Origin of the sequence: Spirochaeta isovalerica, assembly GCF_014207565.1 — a bacterium.
Taxonomy (GTDB): Bacteria; Spirochaetota; Spirochaetia; order DSM-2461; family DSM-2461; genus Spirochaeta_F; species Spirochaeta_F isovalerica.
Genome location: NZ_JACHGJ010000014.1, coordinates 1 through 16,469, shown reverse-complemented (window position 1 = coordinate 16,469; position 16,469 = coordinate 1). Strand labels below are relative to the sequence as shown.

Below are 16,469 nucleotides of genomic sequence, written 5' to 3'. Positions count from 1 at the left end.
AAAACAAAGTAAAGAGGGAAATGCTAAATCTTTGATCTTTCGTTTTCGAAATCTTTGGAAAGCCTGGTCATAATGTGTTTTATCTGACTTTCATTGGATATCCTGAAGAAAGCCAGCACCTTTTCATCGAGCTGGTCAAAGCTTATCTCTTTTTTCTCAAGATTACATATGGCATTGGCCAGGTAAATCGTGTAGACAAGCGGCTTGTAGTCAGCCGGACTCGCTTCCGGGTTGTGGTGATACCCGATCGCGGCGACAAGAGAATCAGGGAAGTTCCATTTCTCGGCGATCTTGGCGCCCACTTCCGCATGATTGTAACCGGCTGACAGCCTTTCGAAGAGTTCTCCGGGAATCTCTTTTTCCGTAGAAAACTCCTGTATCCGTTCAATCAGCATGGGGTGAACATTGGAAAACACGATTTTTCCCATATCGTGGAGGATGCCGCCGATATAGGCGTCGTCGACCATTTCTTTCTTCAGCCGTCTGTTTCTGGCCAGGTTATAAGAATAATATGCTGTTCTGTGCGCATGCTCCCAAAGCTCTTTCTTTTCGGGGAAGTTCAATATCTTTTCCGTTCCATAGCTGTAGAGCAGGTTTTTCAAACCGCGGAGGCCGACCATTTTTACAGCGTCGGCGATGTTGTCCACTTTGTTGGGAAGCATAAATTGCGCTGAGTTTACGGTTTTCAACAGATCCGCTGTCAGCGACGGGTCTGTCGCGATCCGGCGGGCTATTTCAGCAATTTCCGAGTCCGGGTCGTTAATCAGTTTCTGCAGATGAACGATATTATCGGGGAACTGGGGAAGGGCTTCAATTTCATCGACGATCTGCCTGGTAAGGAGTTCAAGTTTTTCAAGGTGAACTTCGCCCATGGGTATGGTTATGGATGCTGTTGTTACGCCGTTTTCGCCTTCGATCTCAAAAGATTCTTCATCGAGACCCATTTTTCTCAGCATGAGTATGAGGATGACGATTCCCAGTCCGGCTCCTTCCGAATCATCAAGAACTTCGGCGAAAGCTTCTTCCATGGAGTCGAAAGCTCTTGATCGGGCGATACGGTCGTAAATCCTCATTTGCTCCTTTCTGTTGATTTCAACGTTGTTCTTGATGGATATTTTAAATTTTTTGCCGCGGCTGTGGAAAATTATCTTAATGTACAGACCCTTTTCCTTCTGCAGGTTCAGGTAGTAATCGAGATTGTTGAAAGTCTCTTCCTTGAAGTTCCGCATTCCTTCTTCATACTGCTCTTTATTGGCGAGGTCGAGACCTTTGTCCTCAAAGTAAACCCTTTTCGTATTGGCTTTCTTGGCATTGACAGCCAGCTCTCTCAGACGGTAGGCCAGACGGTCCTTCAGCATATCCTGATCCATTTCCTTCAGAAACATACCCAGAACATTTTCCAGATCCATTTCCGTTTCATGGGGCAGTTTGTATGTTGTAATTGCCAATGGGATAGACTGTCTTACAGCTCGAATGATTTTTTCTCTGTCGATATTAAGAGCCACTGATGCACTTCCTTAAGTGAAACTATTCACGATTATATATCAAATTATAATGGGGGGTCCCCTACTGTCAAGAAAGTTTACTTCTCTTCACGGCTCAGACGGCTGAATTCTCTCAGTTTTTCATCGATTCTGCCGTTCAGAGAATCTTCGGGATATCTTCCCTGCCCGCCTTTCTCTCCTGTTTTCATGCCTGTCAGCAAAGCCAGTCCGTCATCGACAGTTCTCATTGTGTAGATGTGGAAGTTTCCCTCTTTGACCGCTTCCAGAATACGCGAAGGCAATAAAAGGTTGTCCCTGTTGCTTTCCGGTATGATAACTCCCTGGGTTCCCGTTAAGCCGTTCTTGCTGCAAACCGTAAAAAATCCCTCGATTTTTTCAGAGACTCCCCCGACCGGCTGAATATGGCCGAGCTGATTTATCGATCCAGTCACGGCAAGGTCCTGGCGGAGAGGGACCTCTGATATTTCAGAGACAAGACAGAATAATTCCGCTGCCGAAGCCGAATCCCCGTCAACTCCTGTATATGATTGTTCCATGCAAATGGACGACGTGAAGGAGAGCGGGTAGGTATTGCCGAAACGCTTTCTTACAAAACCTTCGAGAATGAACATGCCCTTGTCGTGAATGTTTCCGGAAAGACCGGCTTCCCTTTCAATATTAATGACACCTCCCTTGCCCGGACCCGCTGATGCGGTAATCCGGACCGGCAAACCGAAGGAGTGATATCCTCTGTCAAATACGACCAGCCCGTTTACGGCGCCTATGGCTTCTCCCTCTCTGTCTATGAGAATAACCCCTCTGTTTATCTGGTCATCCAGCTTCTCTTCCGGCAGGTTCAGTATGTAGTTCTTTTCTCTTATGGCTCTGATGACAGAGTTTCTATCGATCAGGTCCTTTCCCTCCCGGGCCGCCCAGTAATCAGACTCGCGCAGCAGGTCGGATATAAGTGAGAACCTTGTGCTCAGGCGGTCTCTTCTGTCGGAAAGTTTAATGCCGTACTGGCATACTTCCAGAATCCCGTCGTCGTCTATAGACCGCAATTCTTCCTTTTTAATGAGGTTGTGGATAAAACCGGTGTACTCGCCGATCGTCGAATTGTTGCGTTCCATGTCGGAATCGAATTCCGCGCTGATTTTAAAATGCTTGATGAAATCGCTGTCCAGCTGGGACAGAGTAAAATAGAGATCCGCCGGCCCGATAATTATCACCTTTGTGTCGATCCTGACAGGTTCCGGCTTCATATTTGTCATGGGAATGCCTAAAGGAGACTGCTGCCCCCTGACTTCGACCTGTCCGGTTTGGAGAACCCTTTTCAAACCGTTCCACAGCTCATCGTTTTTCAATATGTCTTCGGCCTGGAGGATGAGAAAACCTCCCGAGGCTGAAATCAGAGAACCGCTCCGGATCATCATGAAGGAAGTCCGTCCCTCTCCGCTCAAATCCACAGATGTTTCAATGGTACCGAAAAGATTGGCATCGGTAGGATGATTTTCCGTCAGAACCGGCAGCTGATCTTCTTTGCTGTGCTCAACAATGATATTGACATCGTATCGTTCGGAGAGCAGATCTCCCATTTCCTCTTCGGCGTTTTCATCGATGAGAAGGCTGTGGAACTGGATCACATCTTTTTCCATATCCCTCAGATATTCTCTGACCTCCGGCAAAGTCCAGGATTTCCGGATTTTCCGCAGCTCACCGGCAATGCTCTTTCGGACGGCTTCCTCGGCGGATTTGCGCAGGTCTTTTTCCATCTGTTCCCGTTCTCTCTTTATGGATGAGAAGATGTTCTTCATTTCATCCATGAAGTAGTAGTAGCGCTCGCGGATAGCCTGCCACTGCTCTTCGGTAATGGTGCCGGCGGTTACGAAAGTTTGCAGTTCTTCAAAAGTCACAGCTTCATCGTTATAAAGCGGAACCAGATCTGTCAGCGCTTCCTCGTTCTCTTCATCGGGAACCTGAATGGTGCGAAATCCCGCCTCGACAAGCCTGTCTTCAAATTCGGAAAGGATCCGGTTCTCCCGGCTTTCGATCTGAGTTATCTGTCTGTCCCTTTCGCTTTTATATGTCTCTTCAGAGAGGTTCTCCTCAATGATGGATTTGAGCTTCTCCACCAGCCCTTTCATTTTCTTCTTAAATCGCGAAGCCGACCCTTCCGGGAAATAGAGCACTTTTGGATTTTCCGGTTTATCGAAATTGTATACATAAGCTATATCTTTCAGGGGAGATGTTTTTCTGCTGTGCTCTTTCAGGATTTGCATGGTAGCTGTTTTTCTGCCTGTGCCGGGGTCCCCGGAGACAAAGAGATTGTAGCCTTTTGCTTTTATTTCAATTCCCATCTTGAGGGCTTTCAGGGCTCTTGGCTGACCGATTATTCCCCAGCTGCCCGTATCAACCGAAGTTTTGTCATGATCGGGAATATCAACTGTCAGTTTCAGATCGTCGTAGGAAAGTTCTTTTATATTTCTATTCATGTTATAAATAATAATTTACAATGGCCCTATGAACGTAGAAGAATTTGATAAATGGGTAAGAAATATTTTAAATATCAATGAAATGGCCGGTCGCGATGCTTCTTTGAACGGGCTTCAGGTGGGAAGAACAGAAAAGGAGTTGAAGAAAATCGCTTTTGCCGTTGACGCATCTATGGAGAGTTTCCGCCGGGCTTCAGAGTCGGGAGCCGATATGCTATTCGTTCATCACGGCCTGTACTGGGGCCGTGTCATTCCCGTAACCGGCGATTTTTACAGACGGATGGAAATTCTGATCAAAAATGATCTGGCCCTTTATGCCGCTCATCTTCCTCTGGATATGCATGAGGAACTCGGCAACAATGCCGGAATGGCTAAAGCTCTTGGGTTGAAATCCCTCGAGCCCTTCGGTGCCTACAAAGGCGTTCATATCGGATGGAAGGGGGAATTCGAAACGCCTCAGACCCGCGATGAAATTACGGCCCGTCTTTTCGGAAGCTGGGAGGAGAGTGTCAGAGTGCTGCCATTCGGAAAGGATGAAATCCGCACCGTCGCTCTCATATCCGGAAGCGCTTCCCATGATCTCGATCAGGCGATTGAAGCCGGCGCGGACTTATATCTTACCGGAGAGGCCGGGCATGTTCTGTATCATGCCGCTCTGGAAGCGGGAATCAACGTGATCTGCGGGGGCCACTATGCAACGGAAGTCTATGGTGTTAAACTACTGGCTGAAAAGATAAAGCGGGAATTGTCCATAGAAACGGAGTTCATCGATATTCCTACCGGACTTTAATTTCCATAAAAACACGGAGAAGATTTGTGAATAAAAATATGCAGAGAAGCCTGACAATGGTTCTGCCGGCTTTTCTTATCGCAGCCGATCAGATCAGTAAAAAACTGATTGTAGACAACATTGCTGTCAATTCCATTGGATATTCCTTCTGGAACGATTTTCTGTGGATCGTCCATGTAAAAAATCTCGGTATTGCATTCAGTATGGGAGACTCTGTTCCCAATTTCGTCAGAATCATACTTTTTATTATTATTCCCCTGATCGTTATGGCCGGGCTGGTTGTTTATATACTCCGTGCCAATGGCATAACGGTTTTACAGCGGTGGCTGATGGCGGGAATCCTAGGCGGTGGAGTTGGAAATCTCATTGACCGCATCTTCCGTCCCGACGGAGTGGTGGACTTTGTCAGCGTGAAATTCTACGGTTTGTTCGGAATGGAGCGGTTTCCCGTTTTCAATGTAGCCGATTCATCAATTGTCGTCTTCGGCATTCTCCTGCTTATAACTTTTGCCTTGGAAGGAAAAAATAAACATGAACAAGAAACTTAATACATTTCTGTTCCTCATAGTAGGGACAATCGTCAATATCGGAATCATGCTGATTCTGCTGATTCTATTTCTCTATCTGATCGGTTTCGCATTTACAGCCGAAACAAGCAGTCAGCTCGTATCGGCTCTGACCCTGGGCGCAGTGATGCTTTCGGTTGTCGGAAGTTATCTCATCTATTCCCAGATAATCAAGTTCATCAATAAGAAATGGGATCTTGAGAAATATATCGCGCCTCTATTTAAGAGAAAGCGTTAATACCCGTCGGACATCTCTCTGTTTTTGTCTTTCTTGAAAAGTTCGTTATAAACGAATCCCCTCTTTCTGAGTGATTCTCTCAGCTGGAGGGGGAAAGGCATGTCCCGCCAGAATATTCCGCGAACATCTTTATCCAGCTTTTGCACACCTTCCGACTCTTTCGTCATCCATAAAATATAATCCTGGATAAATTTAAGTCTGACGTCGCCTCTCAGTTTTTTGGAGTCGAACCATTCATAATAATGCCCCGTAAGACCTTCCTGCATCCAGTAATGCTGAGCTTTTTCCTTGGCGACCTGCCATCGCAAATCGCCCAGAGCGGTCAGCACGGCGACTTTCAGGTCTTTGGGAAACATGGGGATCCCGATTCTTCCGCGGCTTGTCGATTTGTTGGTTTTTTCAAATGGCTCCCAGCAAAGACCTCTGTCTCCGAAACAGGGGAGGATTATGACATGAGGCACGATTCTCGTTGTCTTCTGCCGGAAGGTTCTCCTGAACACTCCCGGATCAATATTTTCAAATTGCCTGAGCAGGTCTATGATATTTTCTCTCGTGGCAATGGCTTTTATATTTGAGAAGAAGAACTGTTTCATCAGCATGGGCATATGGTTTCCCTGTCGGCCGACAGACATTTTCGCCATCTGCCGTATGCTGTCCACTTCCTTTGATGCCAATCTGGGGTCGACAGACGTTCCCACCCCGGCGCTATGAGCTTGCTGTTCCAGGTTCTTTAACTTCTCGCCGTTTCTGCGCAGTGAGTCAAACCGCTCTTTTATTTCCCTGTCGATATTCTGGAGTTCCTTTACATGGGAGAGTATCTCTCCCAGGGAAGCTCTCTGGGACTGGTTGTATGGGTCCCGGACACCTGTATAAACCCGGGATCTTTCGTGCCTGGAAACAACCTGGGCTTTCATCATAAGAGACTTTTCCACAGACTTCTGCCGGATTTCCAGATTCCGGATGGCCGCAATATAGGAGTCTTTTTCTCCCCTGGCTTTAGTCAGCTGCTGTTTAATGGCGGAAACATCTTTGCTTTTTTTTCTATAGGTAAACTCTTCATCGGTCGCAAGAGGAGCTACGTCGCCCCTGCCCACGAAAAGAAACCATTCGTCAACATAGTGGACCGGTTCGTCCAAACGGTTTTCAAAAATAATCGAAGAGAGCATCTTCCGTTGTTCCGCTGAAATGACATTGGGAAGAAGAGCGCCATAGCGGATCAGAAGCCGTCGGGGCATTTCCGAATCTTCGCTTAATACTTCAACCTGTTTACGGATCAATTCCCAGTACAGAGGGATCATGCGCTGCCGGTAGACCGTTTTGTCTTTCGGATCAGTCGCTCTCAGATAGCTCTGCAGTGTTTTGTGCAGTTTGTCTGAAATATCCCCCATACCCGTCAGTAGAAATTTGTAGTAATTGGGATTGTTGAAATAAGGCTTGGGTTCACATTCAAAATCTATTACAGCGTGAAATTCTTCGCTCGTAATGTCCTCAAGCATGGATACTTCTTCTGCTTTTGGCGATGAAAGTTTGTTATCGCTGAATAAGTCATCAAAATCCGGTTTGTCATCTGTGCTGCCAATGGGAGCCAGAAGGGATTCAAGTTCAGAATCAAGAACATTATTGTCGCTGAAGTCACTCATAAGACAATTTTATCCAATAGAAGGTGTTTTTTCAACAAAAGAAGTAGGCAGATGAGATTTCTTATTGTTGACTATATATTAGAAACTATATATAGTGGCGAAGCAATTAGAGGAGGAATCTGTTTATGTGGAAAGTTTTAAAATTTCTTAAGGAACATCTGGTATATACTATACCGGTATTTATGGTCCTCGGTTTTGTTGCCGGGCTTCTGTTTGATGTTACCTTTCTGAAAAGTACTATTCTTTTTCTGACGTTCCTGATGGTATACCCCATGATGGTCAATCTTCAGGTAAAAAAGCTCTTTGTAAGAGGAGATAACAAGCCGGTTGTGGCAGCGCAGCTGATCAATTTTATTTTTATCCCTCTGGTTTCTTTCGGCCTGGGAAAAATCTTTTTCGCAGAAGAACCGATGATGATTATGGGAATGCTTCTTATCGGTCTGATTCCCACTTCGGGCATGACCATATCCTGGACAGGCTTCGCCAAAGGGAACCTGAACGGCGCCATTAAAATCCAGACCAGCGGCATGATACTCGGCGCGATACTGGCGCCGCTCTACATACAGTTCCTCCTGGGAGCGAAAGTTGAAGTTCCCATGATGTCCATGTTTATACAAATCTTTTCTATCGTTATTCTTCCGCTTGTTCTCGGAGTCTTTACGAGATTTCTCATTGTGAAAAAAGTGGGAGAAGAGAAATATAACAGGAAAATAAAAATGAAATTTCCTCTGATTTCGACTCTGGGATTGTTTCTTATGATTTTTGCCGCCATGGCCTTAAGGGCAAAAGCCATATACAACAATCCGCAGATACTTCTTCATGTGATTGTTCCCATCGTTCTTTTCTATATAATCAATTTTCTCTTTTCCATATTTGTCGGCAAAAGTCTTTTCGATTTTAAAAATCAGAGTCCGGTCATTTTCGGAACGGCTATCAGGAATCTTTCCATAGCCCTGGCTATTGCCATGAACGTATTCGGAAAGAACGGAGCCGATATGGCGCTGCTGATTTCAGTCGCCTATATCGTTCAGGTTGAGTTTGCGGCTCTGTATGTCAAAAAGGTGGCCGCACCCGCTGCCGCCAGGTTTGAAATTGTAAAAGTTCCCGGATAATTGATTATTTGAATCAGTTTTAAATATGATAATTGAGCCCTCCGGGGCTCTTTTTTTTCAGGCGCTGACCGGAAGCCGTCTTCTCATCTGTACCGCTAATTCTTTTTCTACATCGCCATGTATCACTTTGCTGACAAAATGGCGGATTTTTGACCTGCTGTTCTCCGGGGTTCTCCCATCGAAAAGCAGCACATAAATCTTTTTCCCATTAGGATCTGTTCTGAAGCCTGCGACTACGGCGGACAATAGAAGCAGACTTCCTTTAAGCTTTATCTGAATATCGGGCAGAAAACTGTTTTTTAACAAATCTATAGAGGTCTGAAACTGAACGGACATTCCCACGGAACTTATTTCGGAAATTGTTCCGTATTCGAAAATACCGTCGATTTTAACATTGAAGGATGTCTCTTCATTCCGGCAATCCGCTCTCAGGTATTTTCTGTTACGCTCTTTTGTGTGGTTCCGTATCAGTTGAATGATTTCAGCTGTACCGTCAGTTTTTTCATTTCTCAATAGAAGAACAGAGTATCTGTCGGGGAGAGAGATAAAAAGAGGATCCTCTAAGAGAGATCGGTTATATGTTGCGATTGCAATTTTTACATGGGAGAGGCTCCCGTCGTTCGAGAGTTCTTTCAGCTTCGTTTTCCAGAAGGAAAAACTTCTGCCTCTGTCGGGGTTTATGATGATAAGAGGGGAGCTAAAGGATCGGCAAATCGCCGGGAATAATGTGTAATCATTCAGAAAATAGACTTCGTGTTCTTCATCAATGAGGCTATCATATAGTTTATTTCTGACAACATTGTGCGGGTCAATAAAAAAGATAGTTTTTCTGGACACTCTACTAACTCAGATAATTAGTTAACGTTTTTTTATAGCTTATTGTAACTTAAGATTCCGCAAGAGTAAAATGGTTTATAAATGAATAGTATAGAGATTTGGTAATATTCTTCTTTGGATTTCAGCCTTAATTGTTTAATATTGTTTTATGTCGGAAGTGCTTCAATCTTTTGCTCCTGTCGTCTCGCAGAATTCCCAAATCCTTATTCTGGGGTCCATGCCCGGAGCTGAATCGCTCAGAATGCAGCAGTATTACGCGCACCGGAGAAACCAGTTCTGGAAAATCCTTTTTGATCTTTTCGAAGAAGACTATGTTGAGAGCTATTCCGAACGCATTAATTTTCTTACGGACCATAGAGTCGCTGTTTGGGATGTGTTTAAATATTGTGAAAGAAAGGGGAGCCTGGATCAGAATATCCGGAATGAGATTCTAAATGATTTTCCTTCCTTTTTAAGTTTGTATGAAGGAATCGTAAAAATATATTGCAACGGCAGGAAATCCTATGAGAGCTTCCGTCGGAATTATCCTGAATTAGCTGAAAAATATTTATGTGAAGCGCTTCCTTCGACGAGTCCGGCTTATGTTATGAAATATGGAGAAAAGCTCGAAAAATGGGCGGTTCTTAAAGAGTATCTCAGTTGATTTTCGAAAAAAAAGTGAAAATGCAACTGCCGGTTGACAAATTTAAAAGGCCGATTGATAGCTTGCAACTATAAGCTTTGTTATGTTTCAGGCAAATAAAAATGAAGGAAGTCGTAAAAATGATATTAGCTGAAAAAATTATTCGCTTGAGAAAGAAGCTCGGTTGGTCACAGGAAGATCTGGCTGAGAAAATTAATGTTTCCAGACAATCCGTTTCAAAATGGGAAAGCGCCGCCAGCATTCCGGATCTGAATAAAATAATTCTGCTGGCAGATCTGTTCGGAGTCTCCACAGATTTCCTTATCAAAGATGAACTTGAGGAAACCGATACAGTCGGAGAAGACAAAGAACCGGGAATCTTTAAAGTTACTCTGGAAGAAGCTGTCGAATACGCAGAGAAGAAAATCGAACAATCGCGCTACATTTCCATAGGCGTCCTGATAAGCATCTACTCGGTCGTTCCATTGATTTTTCTCCTGGGCCTGTCCAGCGGCGAGGGGGCTCTTATCGGTTCAGATGCGGCTGTGGCATTCGGGCTTGTTTCGATCTTTGTCGCTATTTCAATCGCGATCAGTTTCTTTTTGAGAAGCAATGGCTTTAACAGTCGTTTCACCCGCATCGATGAAGGGAATTTTGAGCTGTCCTACGGTGTCCGGGGCGTCTTCTCGGAAAAACTCGAGCAGATGCAGGGGACATATAGCATACGATTATCCATTTATATTTCCATGATTATCGTCAGCGCAGTTCCTCTGGTCATTGTCAGCGTATTCGGTCAGTCGCAAACGGTTGTACTTCTGATGCTGGTACTTATGCTCGTTATGGTCGGCGCCGCCGTTTATCTGCTGATTCCCTGTGTAACCGAAAACAGCGCATACAATCTGATTCTCGGCGAAGGGGATTTCTCTCCGGTCAAACGGGATCAAACCAGAAGATCTGAAAAACTCGGTGCATTCTACTGGCCTCTGGTAACGGCAATTTACATCGGGTGGAGCCTCTGGACCCATGCATGGGGCATTACCTGGATAATCTGGCCTGTCGCCGGGATCGCTTTTGCCGGTCTCGTCGGACTGATGGGGTTGTTTTCAAAGGAATGAAAGACCGGAGAGGATCTCCTGCTTTGGAATGAGCTGTTTTTATTATAAAATAGAAACGGGGCATGTTCCTTCAGCTGTGATTTCTCCTTTGAGAAGAGCAACGAGGCTGTCTGCTGCCAGGCGTGTGTTCTCATAACCGAGGAGCAAGAAATCTGCCCCTTTGAAATGACCGGCTTCATAGGGGGTGCGCATTACGGCGACACCGACTGGAAGTGGTCCGTTAATCTGTTCTTGAATGAAGCTGACCGCATCGGGATAAAATCCCGTATCGCAGGTGAGAACCAGAAGTTTCTCAACCCCTTGCAATGCGAGGGGGCGGCGGCGCAATTCTTCTTCAGCCCTGTCTGAGGGAATCCGTCTGAAACGGCTTTCGGGAAAAGCTTTCTCTACCCGATCCAGAGGATCACCTCCGGAGACGGTGTTTTCTCCGATAAACTGTTCGGGACGGACGAAATATAGAATCTGGAATCCGGGGAAATCTTCAAGACCTGATGAGGGTAGGAAATTGGTGTTTTTCAGAAGCGTCAGGCTTTTCCGGCTGAGATTCTCCATTTCGGGATCGGGCAATCGGCCCGACCATCCGGGAATAGAAATCCCGTCTTCCCACTGTCCGGGAAGGTTTTTCATCATGATTCTCTGCTGTCTTTGGAGGCTTTCATCTATCCTGGACTCGGATATCGTTCCCGATTTTATTCCATCGTAAAGGGCCTTTACTCCTTTTTCCTGTTCTTCCAGGGTATGGGAAATAAAGCAGAGATCCGCGCCGGCTTTTACAGCTTTCAGAACGGCTTCTCCTGTATCGTAATAGAGTGATATTCCCTGCATTTCCAGGCAATCGGTCATGATCAGCCCGTCGAATCCCATTGTTCTGCGAAGTAATCCCTGAATAATATCAGCATTAAGCGAAGCAGGCAGATCGATTGATGAAAGAGCCGGCACAAGAAGATGGGCTACCATGATCGCCGGTATGTCTGCTTCAATTGCCTGTATAAAAGGAATTAATTCCCGGTTCTGAAGGGTATGTGCCGGATGGGGTAGAAGGGGAAGTGATTTGTGGGAATCTTCCGATGTGTCGCCATGGCCGGGGAAGTGTTTCACAACAGGGAGAATCCCCCCCTCGAGATAGCCACGGCTCGTGGATATAATATGCTGCGACACAGCTTCCGGATCATCCCCGAAGCTGCGGGGGCCGACAATCGGATTCTGAGGATTGCTGTTTATATCTGCGACCGGAGCGAGATTGACATTAAAACCGAGGCTGTGGAGGTGTTCTGCCGTAATTCTGGCAGCTCTTCCACTGATTTCAGGACCGCCGGCAGCCGCGAGGGCCATCGCTCCCGGATAAGTGTTAAGATCACCATGGAGCCGGCTGACGATACCTCCCTCCTGATCGATTGTTATAAAAGGCGTGCTGCCATTATTGCTGCGGGTCTCTCTGGCAAGCCACTTGTTGAGCTCCGCCACCTGTTCGTGATCCCGGATATTCCTTGCAAAAAGTATCCAGTGTCCAATCAGTAATTCCCGGGCAGCCGTTCTGGCATGCTCTCCCGGTTCAAGTCCGTCGAAACCGCATACAAGCATTCGTCCTGCTTTTTTCAGTAGATCTTTATCCATACAAATCCTCCGGAATAACCCTGCAGCCATATTTTTACATGTTGATAAAGAGAATATATATGACTTGGTTGGTAAATACAACCAAGTCCGTGTCCGTTTGGGGAGTTATGTTAAATTACTTGAGCGATAAAGGATTTTCCCTATGGAAAATTTTCTGACAGAGTCGGTGGTTTTATTCAGGATCACCTTTAGGATTTGTTACTTCTTTTCTTATCCGAAAACCCCGGCCACTTCCTGCAGCGCATCAATTATGGCTATATGCTGCGGACATTGCTCTTCGCAATAGCCGCAGGCAATGCAATCCGAAGCTTTCCCGCTATTGGCTGTGACCCAATTATAGTGTCCCTTCACGGCCTTGAGATCTTTGTATGTCCGATAGGTGTTCAGGGAACCCAGTACTTCAGGAATATTGATCTTTTGAGGACATCCGTCGACGCAATACTTACAGGATGTACAGGGAACAGTATCAGCTTTCGCAAGAACATCCACGACCTGCTCTATTGTGGCGTATTCCTCTTCACTCAATTGAGAAAAGTCCTTCATCGTATCGATATTATCCTGCATTTGATCCAGGTCGGACATTCCGCTCAATACCGTTATAATGCCTTCCAGCGATCCGGCATAGCGCATGGCCCATGAGGCAACCGATTTTCCCGGTTCTTTCGATTTAAAAATCCGACCGGCTTCTCCCGGCATGTTTGCCAGATTGCCGCCTTTTACCGGTTCCATGACAATTATCGGCGTATTGTGCTTTCTTGCGATTTCGTAACACTTTCCCGATTGCACGTCACTGTTTTCCCAATCCGCATAATTTAACTGGAGCTGTACAAATTCCGCTTCGGGATGAGAGATCAGAATCTGATCCAGAACGTCTGCCTTATCATGAAAAGAAAAACCGAAGTGTCTGATCAGCCCTTCCTCTTTCGCCCTTTTTACAAAATCCCAGCCGCCGATTTTGTCCATCTGTTCCATGCGGTTTCTATCCAGAGCATGGAGCAGGTAAAAATCAAAATACTCCGCTCCGGTTCTTTTCAGCTGAACTTCCAGCAGGGGGTTGAAATCTTCTGGCTTATTACAAAGCCAGACCGGCATTTTCGATGCGATCTGAATGGACTCCCTCGGGAATCGGCCGATCAGAGCCTCTTTTACCGCTTCTTCCGATTTTCCGTTTATATAAGGATAAGCTGTATCGAAATAGGTGAATCCGTTCTCAACGAATATATCCGCCATATGTTTTACCTGTTCGATGTCAACCTCATCGCCGATCATGGGGAGCCGCATCAGCCCGAATCCGAGTTTGGGTATTTCTTTGCCTAAATAAGTATTCTTCATGATATGAAATGATAGGATACGTTTCTTTTTAATGCAATTTTTAGTAAAGGCCTGCTTGAGCTTTATTTCAGTTGCCTGAAACAGGACTCCAACTATATTAATTGGAAGATTGAAGTCATAATTATATAAGAAGTCTGTTGCCAAATACTGTGTCCTGCACTGATGCATTCTTTCGGGTACTCAATCTGTTTGGCTTTCATTCCCGATTGAGCCCCATGAATTTATAAAAAAAAAGAAGCACTGCAAACGCAATGCTTCTAATTCTTGTGGAGGTAATGGGGCTCGAACCCATGACCTCATGGCTGCCAGCCAGGCGCTCTAGCCAACTGAGCTATACCCCCAAGGATGCAGGGGCGAGCAGAAGACAAAGTCTTCGACCAGCCCAAGGGCAATTGGACGATCAGAAAACTTGTTTCCGGCCGGTCCAAAAAGTCAGGTTTGAGAGATTCGCAGGAACTACGTCTATCCCAAATCTGAAAGTGATGATAATTAGATATTCAAATCCTGTCAAGATTATTTTGAATTGTTAACTAAATAATAAATTATCTATTCAGCTTTTTCTCTACCATTTGAACATATCCTCCGTATGGTTTAAATTATTAAATGCAGTAATAGTGAATTACTTGAAATTTTTGACAGTGAATGAATGAGATATATTTCAGGAGGAAATAATGGATCCAAAAAGATCGCTCGGACTCGGCGTCAGCGCAGATGATCCGGCACAGAGGGAGCGGATTTTAAGATATATCAATCTTAAACTGGCTTCCATGGGACTTCCGTACAGTGACATAACCGATGTGACTGATATCGATATTGCACATGACCTGATAGAGAACTACAAAGAGAAGAATCGGCTTCTTTCTACCTATCTCTGTCCCGTTGACCAAAGAATCCAGAATTTTCTGGAACGCTATCTTGAGGATTTGAAGCTGGATTCAACTCCTGAACTTCCTAAAGATACCCTTATCCTGGACCGTTATGGCCTGGCAAGAGAGTTAAGCGTTCCGCCTGATAAAAATGAATTCATTACAGACATCATCAGCTCATATAGAGTCAAACAGGGGGTTCTGAATAACCCTAAAAACGATAGAAGAACGACAAAAGGATCTTTTCACGTAGCGGAAGGCGGGCTTCCCGTTCCTTTCGATAAAAAATCCGTTCCCAAACAGACTTTTGCCATTCTACTAGAAAAATCTTTCAGCGATGCTCCGGATAAACTTAAAATTCTGCCTTTTACTTCAACGCAGAAAGAGAAAGCCAATGTGTTTCTCTCTCTTCTCCTCAGGCCGATAGTTGTTCCCGAAGTTCCCGGCTATACGCCCCGGAAAACCATGGAAGTGCGTTTCTTTGCTCCCGGAAACCTGGTGAGCAACCTCGATTTCGCAGAATCCATTTTCGGGAATGCCGGCGACCCCTATCTGCCGGAACACGATGCGGCTCTCGATCCGGAGCACTGGACCGGCCATACGGGCTGTGTTATCCTGGCGCCCCATCTTACAGAGGTCACCAAGAAGGAAGCCGGTCTTCCTCATGTGAAATACGCTACGGATCGTCAGAAAGCGGAAGGAATGTGCTGGGAGTCTGAAGAGGAGCTTTACAACGACGGTTCTCCCTTCAAACTGACGGCCCGCGATGAGAGCGGTGTTATCGTCACTCTTATCGCCGACAACTATTTCGGATATACCAAAAAAGAAGTGAAAACCCAGATCGGCTATTCGGCCAACCTTCTCGGCCTCGCCGAGGAAGAGCATGCCGGTGGAGCCCTGGCTTTTCCCAGCTTCAATCTTGGTACGCAGTTCCTTCCCGATACAAACATGCATTTTCTCCACCTGGAGAAGGACCACCGGTTCGGAAATTTCAAAGCCGTTCTGGGCGATGATTTCGTCGAACAGAAAGACGGCTATGGCATAGACCGGAACTTCAACAATATTATCTACATTCCCGAGGATGCCCGTATCGATCTGGAAACCCAGAAAGCCCATTGGAAACTCGACGGTAAAAAGAAATCGCTCAGAGTTCTTCCCGACAATATTTACGTTCATCCTTCGGGCTACAAAGTGCGGATGGAAAAACATCCCGCATCTCCCGCCTGGAGACTTGTGGGAACTGTTGCCGAGGGAACCTTCTGCCATAAACCTTGTACGGTTTCCGGCGGCGGTAAATCGGAGATTTCCAAGTCCATCAGCGACGCCATGACCTACGGCTCCGTTTTTATCGGCGATTTCAAGGCCGATATGGATAAAGCCGAAGAGATCATCAATTACAATTACGGCGAGAGATTCAAGCCCGAATACAGAAAAACCCTGAAACCGGGACATACGACCAGACCCCTTCTCAGCGAAGAGCGGTCTCTCGGTTCGGTTATCAAGCTCCTCTCTCCTTCGTCGAACAACACCGATGAATTCAACCAGTGGCTGGCCAAAATTCCCTTGAGGGTTAAAGCGCTCATATTTGTGGTTAAACGATTCTATCAGCCTGAATGGGGCAAAAACTGGCGGGACAAGTTCTCCGTCGATATTATCAACTCCGAGTCGGGCCATGTCCTCAAGTTCGAGAACCGCGAGCTGGTGGGCAGTTACCTGAAAGTGGGTACGGACAAGAACGGCAGCTGGGTAACCAACAAGCTG

At 45.8% G+C, this 16,469-nt stretch carries 13 protein-coding genes and 1 tRNA gene; 7 read left to right on the top strand and 7 right to left on the bottom strand.

Annotated elements, in window-relative coordinates; translation table 11 throughout:
* Positions 1–23: 23 nt before the first annotated feature.
* Positions 24–1,505: an HDOD domain-containing protein gene (locus HNR50_RS21255; protein WP_184748824.1), complete on the bottom strand. Its 1,482-nt coding sequence runs from the start codon at positions 1,503–1,505 to the stop codon at positions 24–26.
* Positions 1,506–1,582: 77 nt separating this feature from the next.
* Positions 1,583–3,976 carry a Lon protease family protein gene (locus HNR50_RS21250; protein WP_184748823.1) on the bottom strand — a complete coding sequence of 798 codons (2,394 nt, stop codon included), beginning with the start codon at positions 3,974–3,976 and terminating at the stop codon, positions 1,583–1,585.
* A 28-nt stretch (positions 3,977–4,004) separates the two neighbouring features.
* On the opposite strand from HNR50_RS21250, the gene HNR50_RS21245 reads away from it, so the two are divergent.
* Genes HNR50_RS21245 through HNR50_RS21235 form a run of 3 tightly spaced genes read left to right on the top strand, consistent with a single transcriptional unit; the run spans position 4,005 to position 5,570 of the window.
* Positions 4,005–4,766 (top strand): Nif3-like dinuclear metal center hexameric protein, encoded by a 762-nt coding sequence (locus tag HNR50_RS21245; protein ID WP_184748822.1) that lies wholly within the window; start codon positions 4,005–4,007, stop codon positions 4,764–4,766.
* Between the two features lie 26 nt (positions 4,767–4,792).
* Positions 4,793–5,314: a signal peptidase II gene (gene lspA, locus HNR50_RS21240; protein WP_343060258.1), complete on the top strand. Its 522-nt coding sequence runs from the start codon at positions 4,793–4,795 to the stop codon at positions 5,312–5,314.
* On the top strand, positions 5,298–5,570 hold the full coding sequence (locus tag HNR50_RS21235) for a hypothetical protein (RefSeq protein ID WP_184748821.1): 273 nt from the start codon (positions 5,298–5,300) through the stop codon (positions 5,568–5,570). Before lspA ends, HNR50_RS21235 begins: the two co-directional genes overlap by 17 nt.
* Here the strand turns inward: HNR50_RS21235 and HNR50_RS21230 are convergent.
* Entirely contained in the window at positions 5,567–7,210 is a 1,644-nt protein-coding gene (locus tag HNR50_RS21230; protein WP_184748820.1) for a hypothetical protein, read from the bottom strand. The two genes, HNR50_RS21235 and HNR50_RS21230, sit on opposite strands and share 4 nt — an antisense overlap.
* A 125-nt stretch (positions 7,211–7,335) precedes the next feature.
* On the opposite strand from HNR50_RS21230, the gene HNR50_RS21225 reads away from it, so the two are divergent.
* Entirely contained in the window at positions 7,336–8,322 is a 987-nt protein-coding gene (locus HNR50_RS21225; RefSeq protein ID WP_184748819.1) for an arsenic resistance protein, read from the top strand.
* A gap of 57 nt (positions 8,323–8,379) precedes the next feature.
* Here the strand turns inward: HNR50_RS21225 and HNR50_RS21220 are convergent, their stop codons facing one another.
* A complete protein-coding gene (locus tag HNR50_RS21220; RefSeq protein ID WP_184748818.1) occupies positions 8,380–9,159 on the bottom strand; it encodes a hypothetical protein in 780 nt (259 codons plus the stop codon).
* Between the two features lie 148 nt (positions 9,160–9,307).
* Here HNR50_RS21220 and HNR50_RS21215 point away from each other — a divergent pair, with 148 nt between their 5' ends.
* Both HNR50_RS21215 and HNR50_RS21210 read left to right on the top strand, forming a co-directional pair.
* Positions 9,308–9,802 (top strand): DNA-deoxyinosine glycosylase, encoded by a 495-nt coding sequence (locus HNR50_RS21215; RefSeq protein WP_184748817.1) that lies wholly within the window; start codon positions 9,308–9,310, stop codon positions 9,800–9,802.
* A 119-nt stretch (positions 9,803–9,921) separates the two neighbouring features.
* Positions 9,922–10,896, top strand: a complete 975-nt coding sequence (locus HNR50_RS21210; protein WP_184748816.1) for a helix-turn-helix domain-containing protein — start codon at positions 9,922–9,924, stop codon at positions 10,894–10,896.
* A gap of 42 nt (positions 10,897–10,938) precedes the next feature.
* On the opposite strand, the gene HNR50_RS21205 is transcribed toward HNR50_RS21210, so the two are convergent.
* From HNR50_RS21205 to HNR50_RS21195, 3 genes are all read right to left on the bottom strand, one after another.
* The gene (locus HNR50_RS21205) at positions 10,939–12,510 is read right to left on the bottom strand and encodes a glycoside hydrolase family 3 protein (RefSeq protein WP_184748815.1); all 1,572 of its coding nucleotides are present in this window, start codon (positions 12,508–12,510) and stop codon (positions 10,939–10,941) included.
* Positions 12,511–12,720: 210 nt separating this feature from the next.
* A complete protein-coding gene (locus HNR50_RS21200) occupies positions 12,721–13,842 on the bottom strand; it encodes an aldo/keto reductase (protein ID WP_184748814.1) in 1,122 nt (373 codons plus the stop codon).
* Between the two features lie 267 nt (positions 13,843–14,109).
* Positions 14,110–14,183, bottom strand: a tRNA-Ala gene (locus HNR50_RS21195).
* Positions 14,184–14,513: 330 nt separating this feature from the next.
* On the opposite strand from HNR50_RS21195, the gene HNR50_RS21190 reads away from it, so the two are divergent.
* Positions 14,514–16,469: PPi-type phosphoenolpyruvate carboxykinase family protein (locus HNR50_RS21190; protein WP_484592921.1), on the top strand; the 1,956-nt coding region annotated here is incomplete at its 3' end.

Excerpts from the sequence above, each read along its gene's own strand:
- HNR50_RS21250 (WP_184748823.1), bottom strand. The coding sequence starts at position 3,976 with ATGAATAGAAATATAAAAGAACTTTCCTACGACGATCTGAAACTGACA.
- HNR50_RS21245 (WP_184748822.1), top strand. The coding sequence starts at position 4,005 with ATGAACGTAGAAGAATTTGATAAATGGGTAAGAAATATTTTAAATATC.
- HNR50_RS21235 (WP_184748821.1), top strand. The coding sequence starts at position 5,298 with ATGAACAAGAAACTTAATACATTTCTGTTCCTCATAGTAGGGACAATC.
- HNR50_RS21230 (WP_184748820.1), bottom strand. The coding sequence starts at position 7,210 with ATGAGTGACTTCAGCGACAATAATGTTCTTGATTCTGAACTTGAATCC.
- HNR50_RS21225 (WP_184748819.1), top strand. The coding sequence starts at position 7,336 with ATGTGGAAAGTTTTAAAATTTCTTAAGGAACATCTGGTATATACTATA.
- HNR50_RS21215 (WP_184748817.1), top strand. The coding sequence starts at position 9,308 with ATGTCGGAAGTGCTTCAATCTTTTGCTCCTGTCGTCTCGCAGAATTCC.
- HNR50_RS21210 (WP_184748816.1), top strand. The coding sequence starts at position 9,922 with ATGATATTAGCTGAAAAAATTATTCGCTTGAGAAAGAAGCTCGGTTGG.
- HNR50_RS21205 (WP_184748815.1), bottom strand. The coding sequence starts at position 12,510 with ATGGATAAAGATCTACTGAAAAAAGCAGGACGAATGCTTGTATGCGGT.
- HNR50_RS21200 (WP_184748814.1), bottom strand. The coding sequence starts at position 13,842 with ATGAAGAATACTTATTTAGGCAAAGAAATACCCAAACTCGGATTCGGG.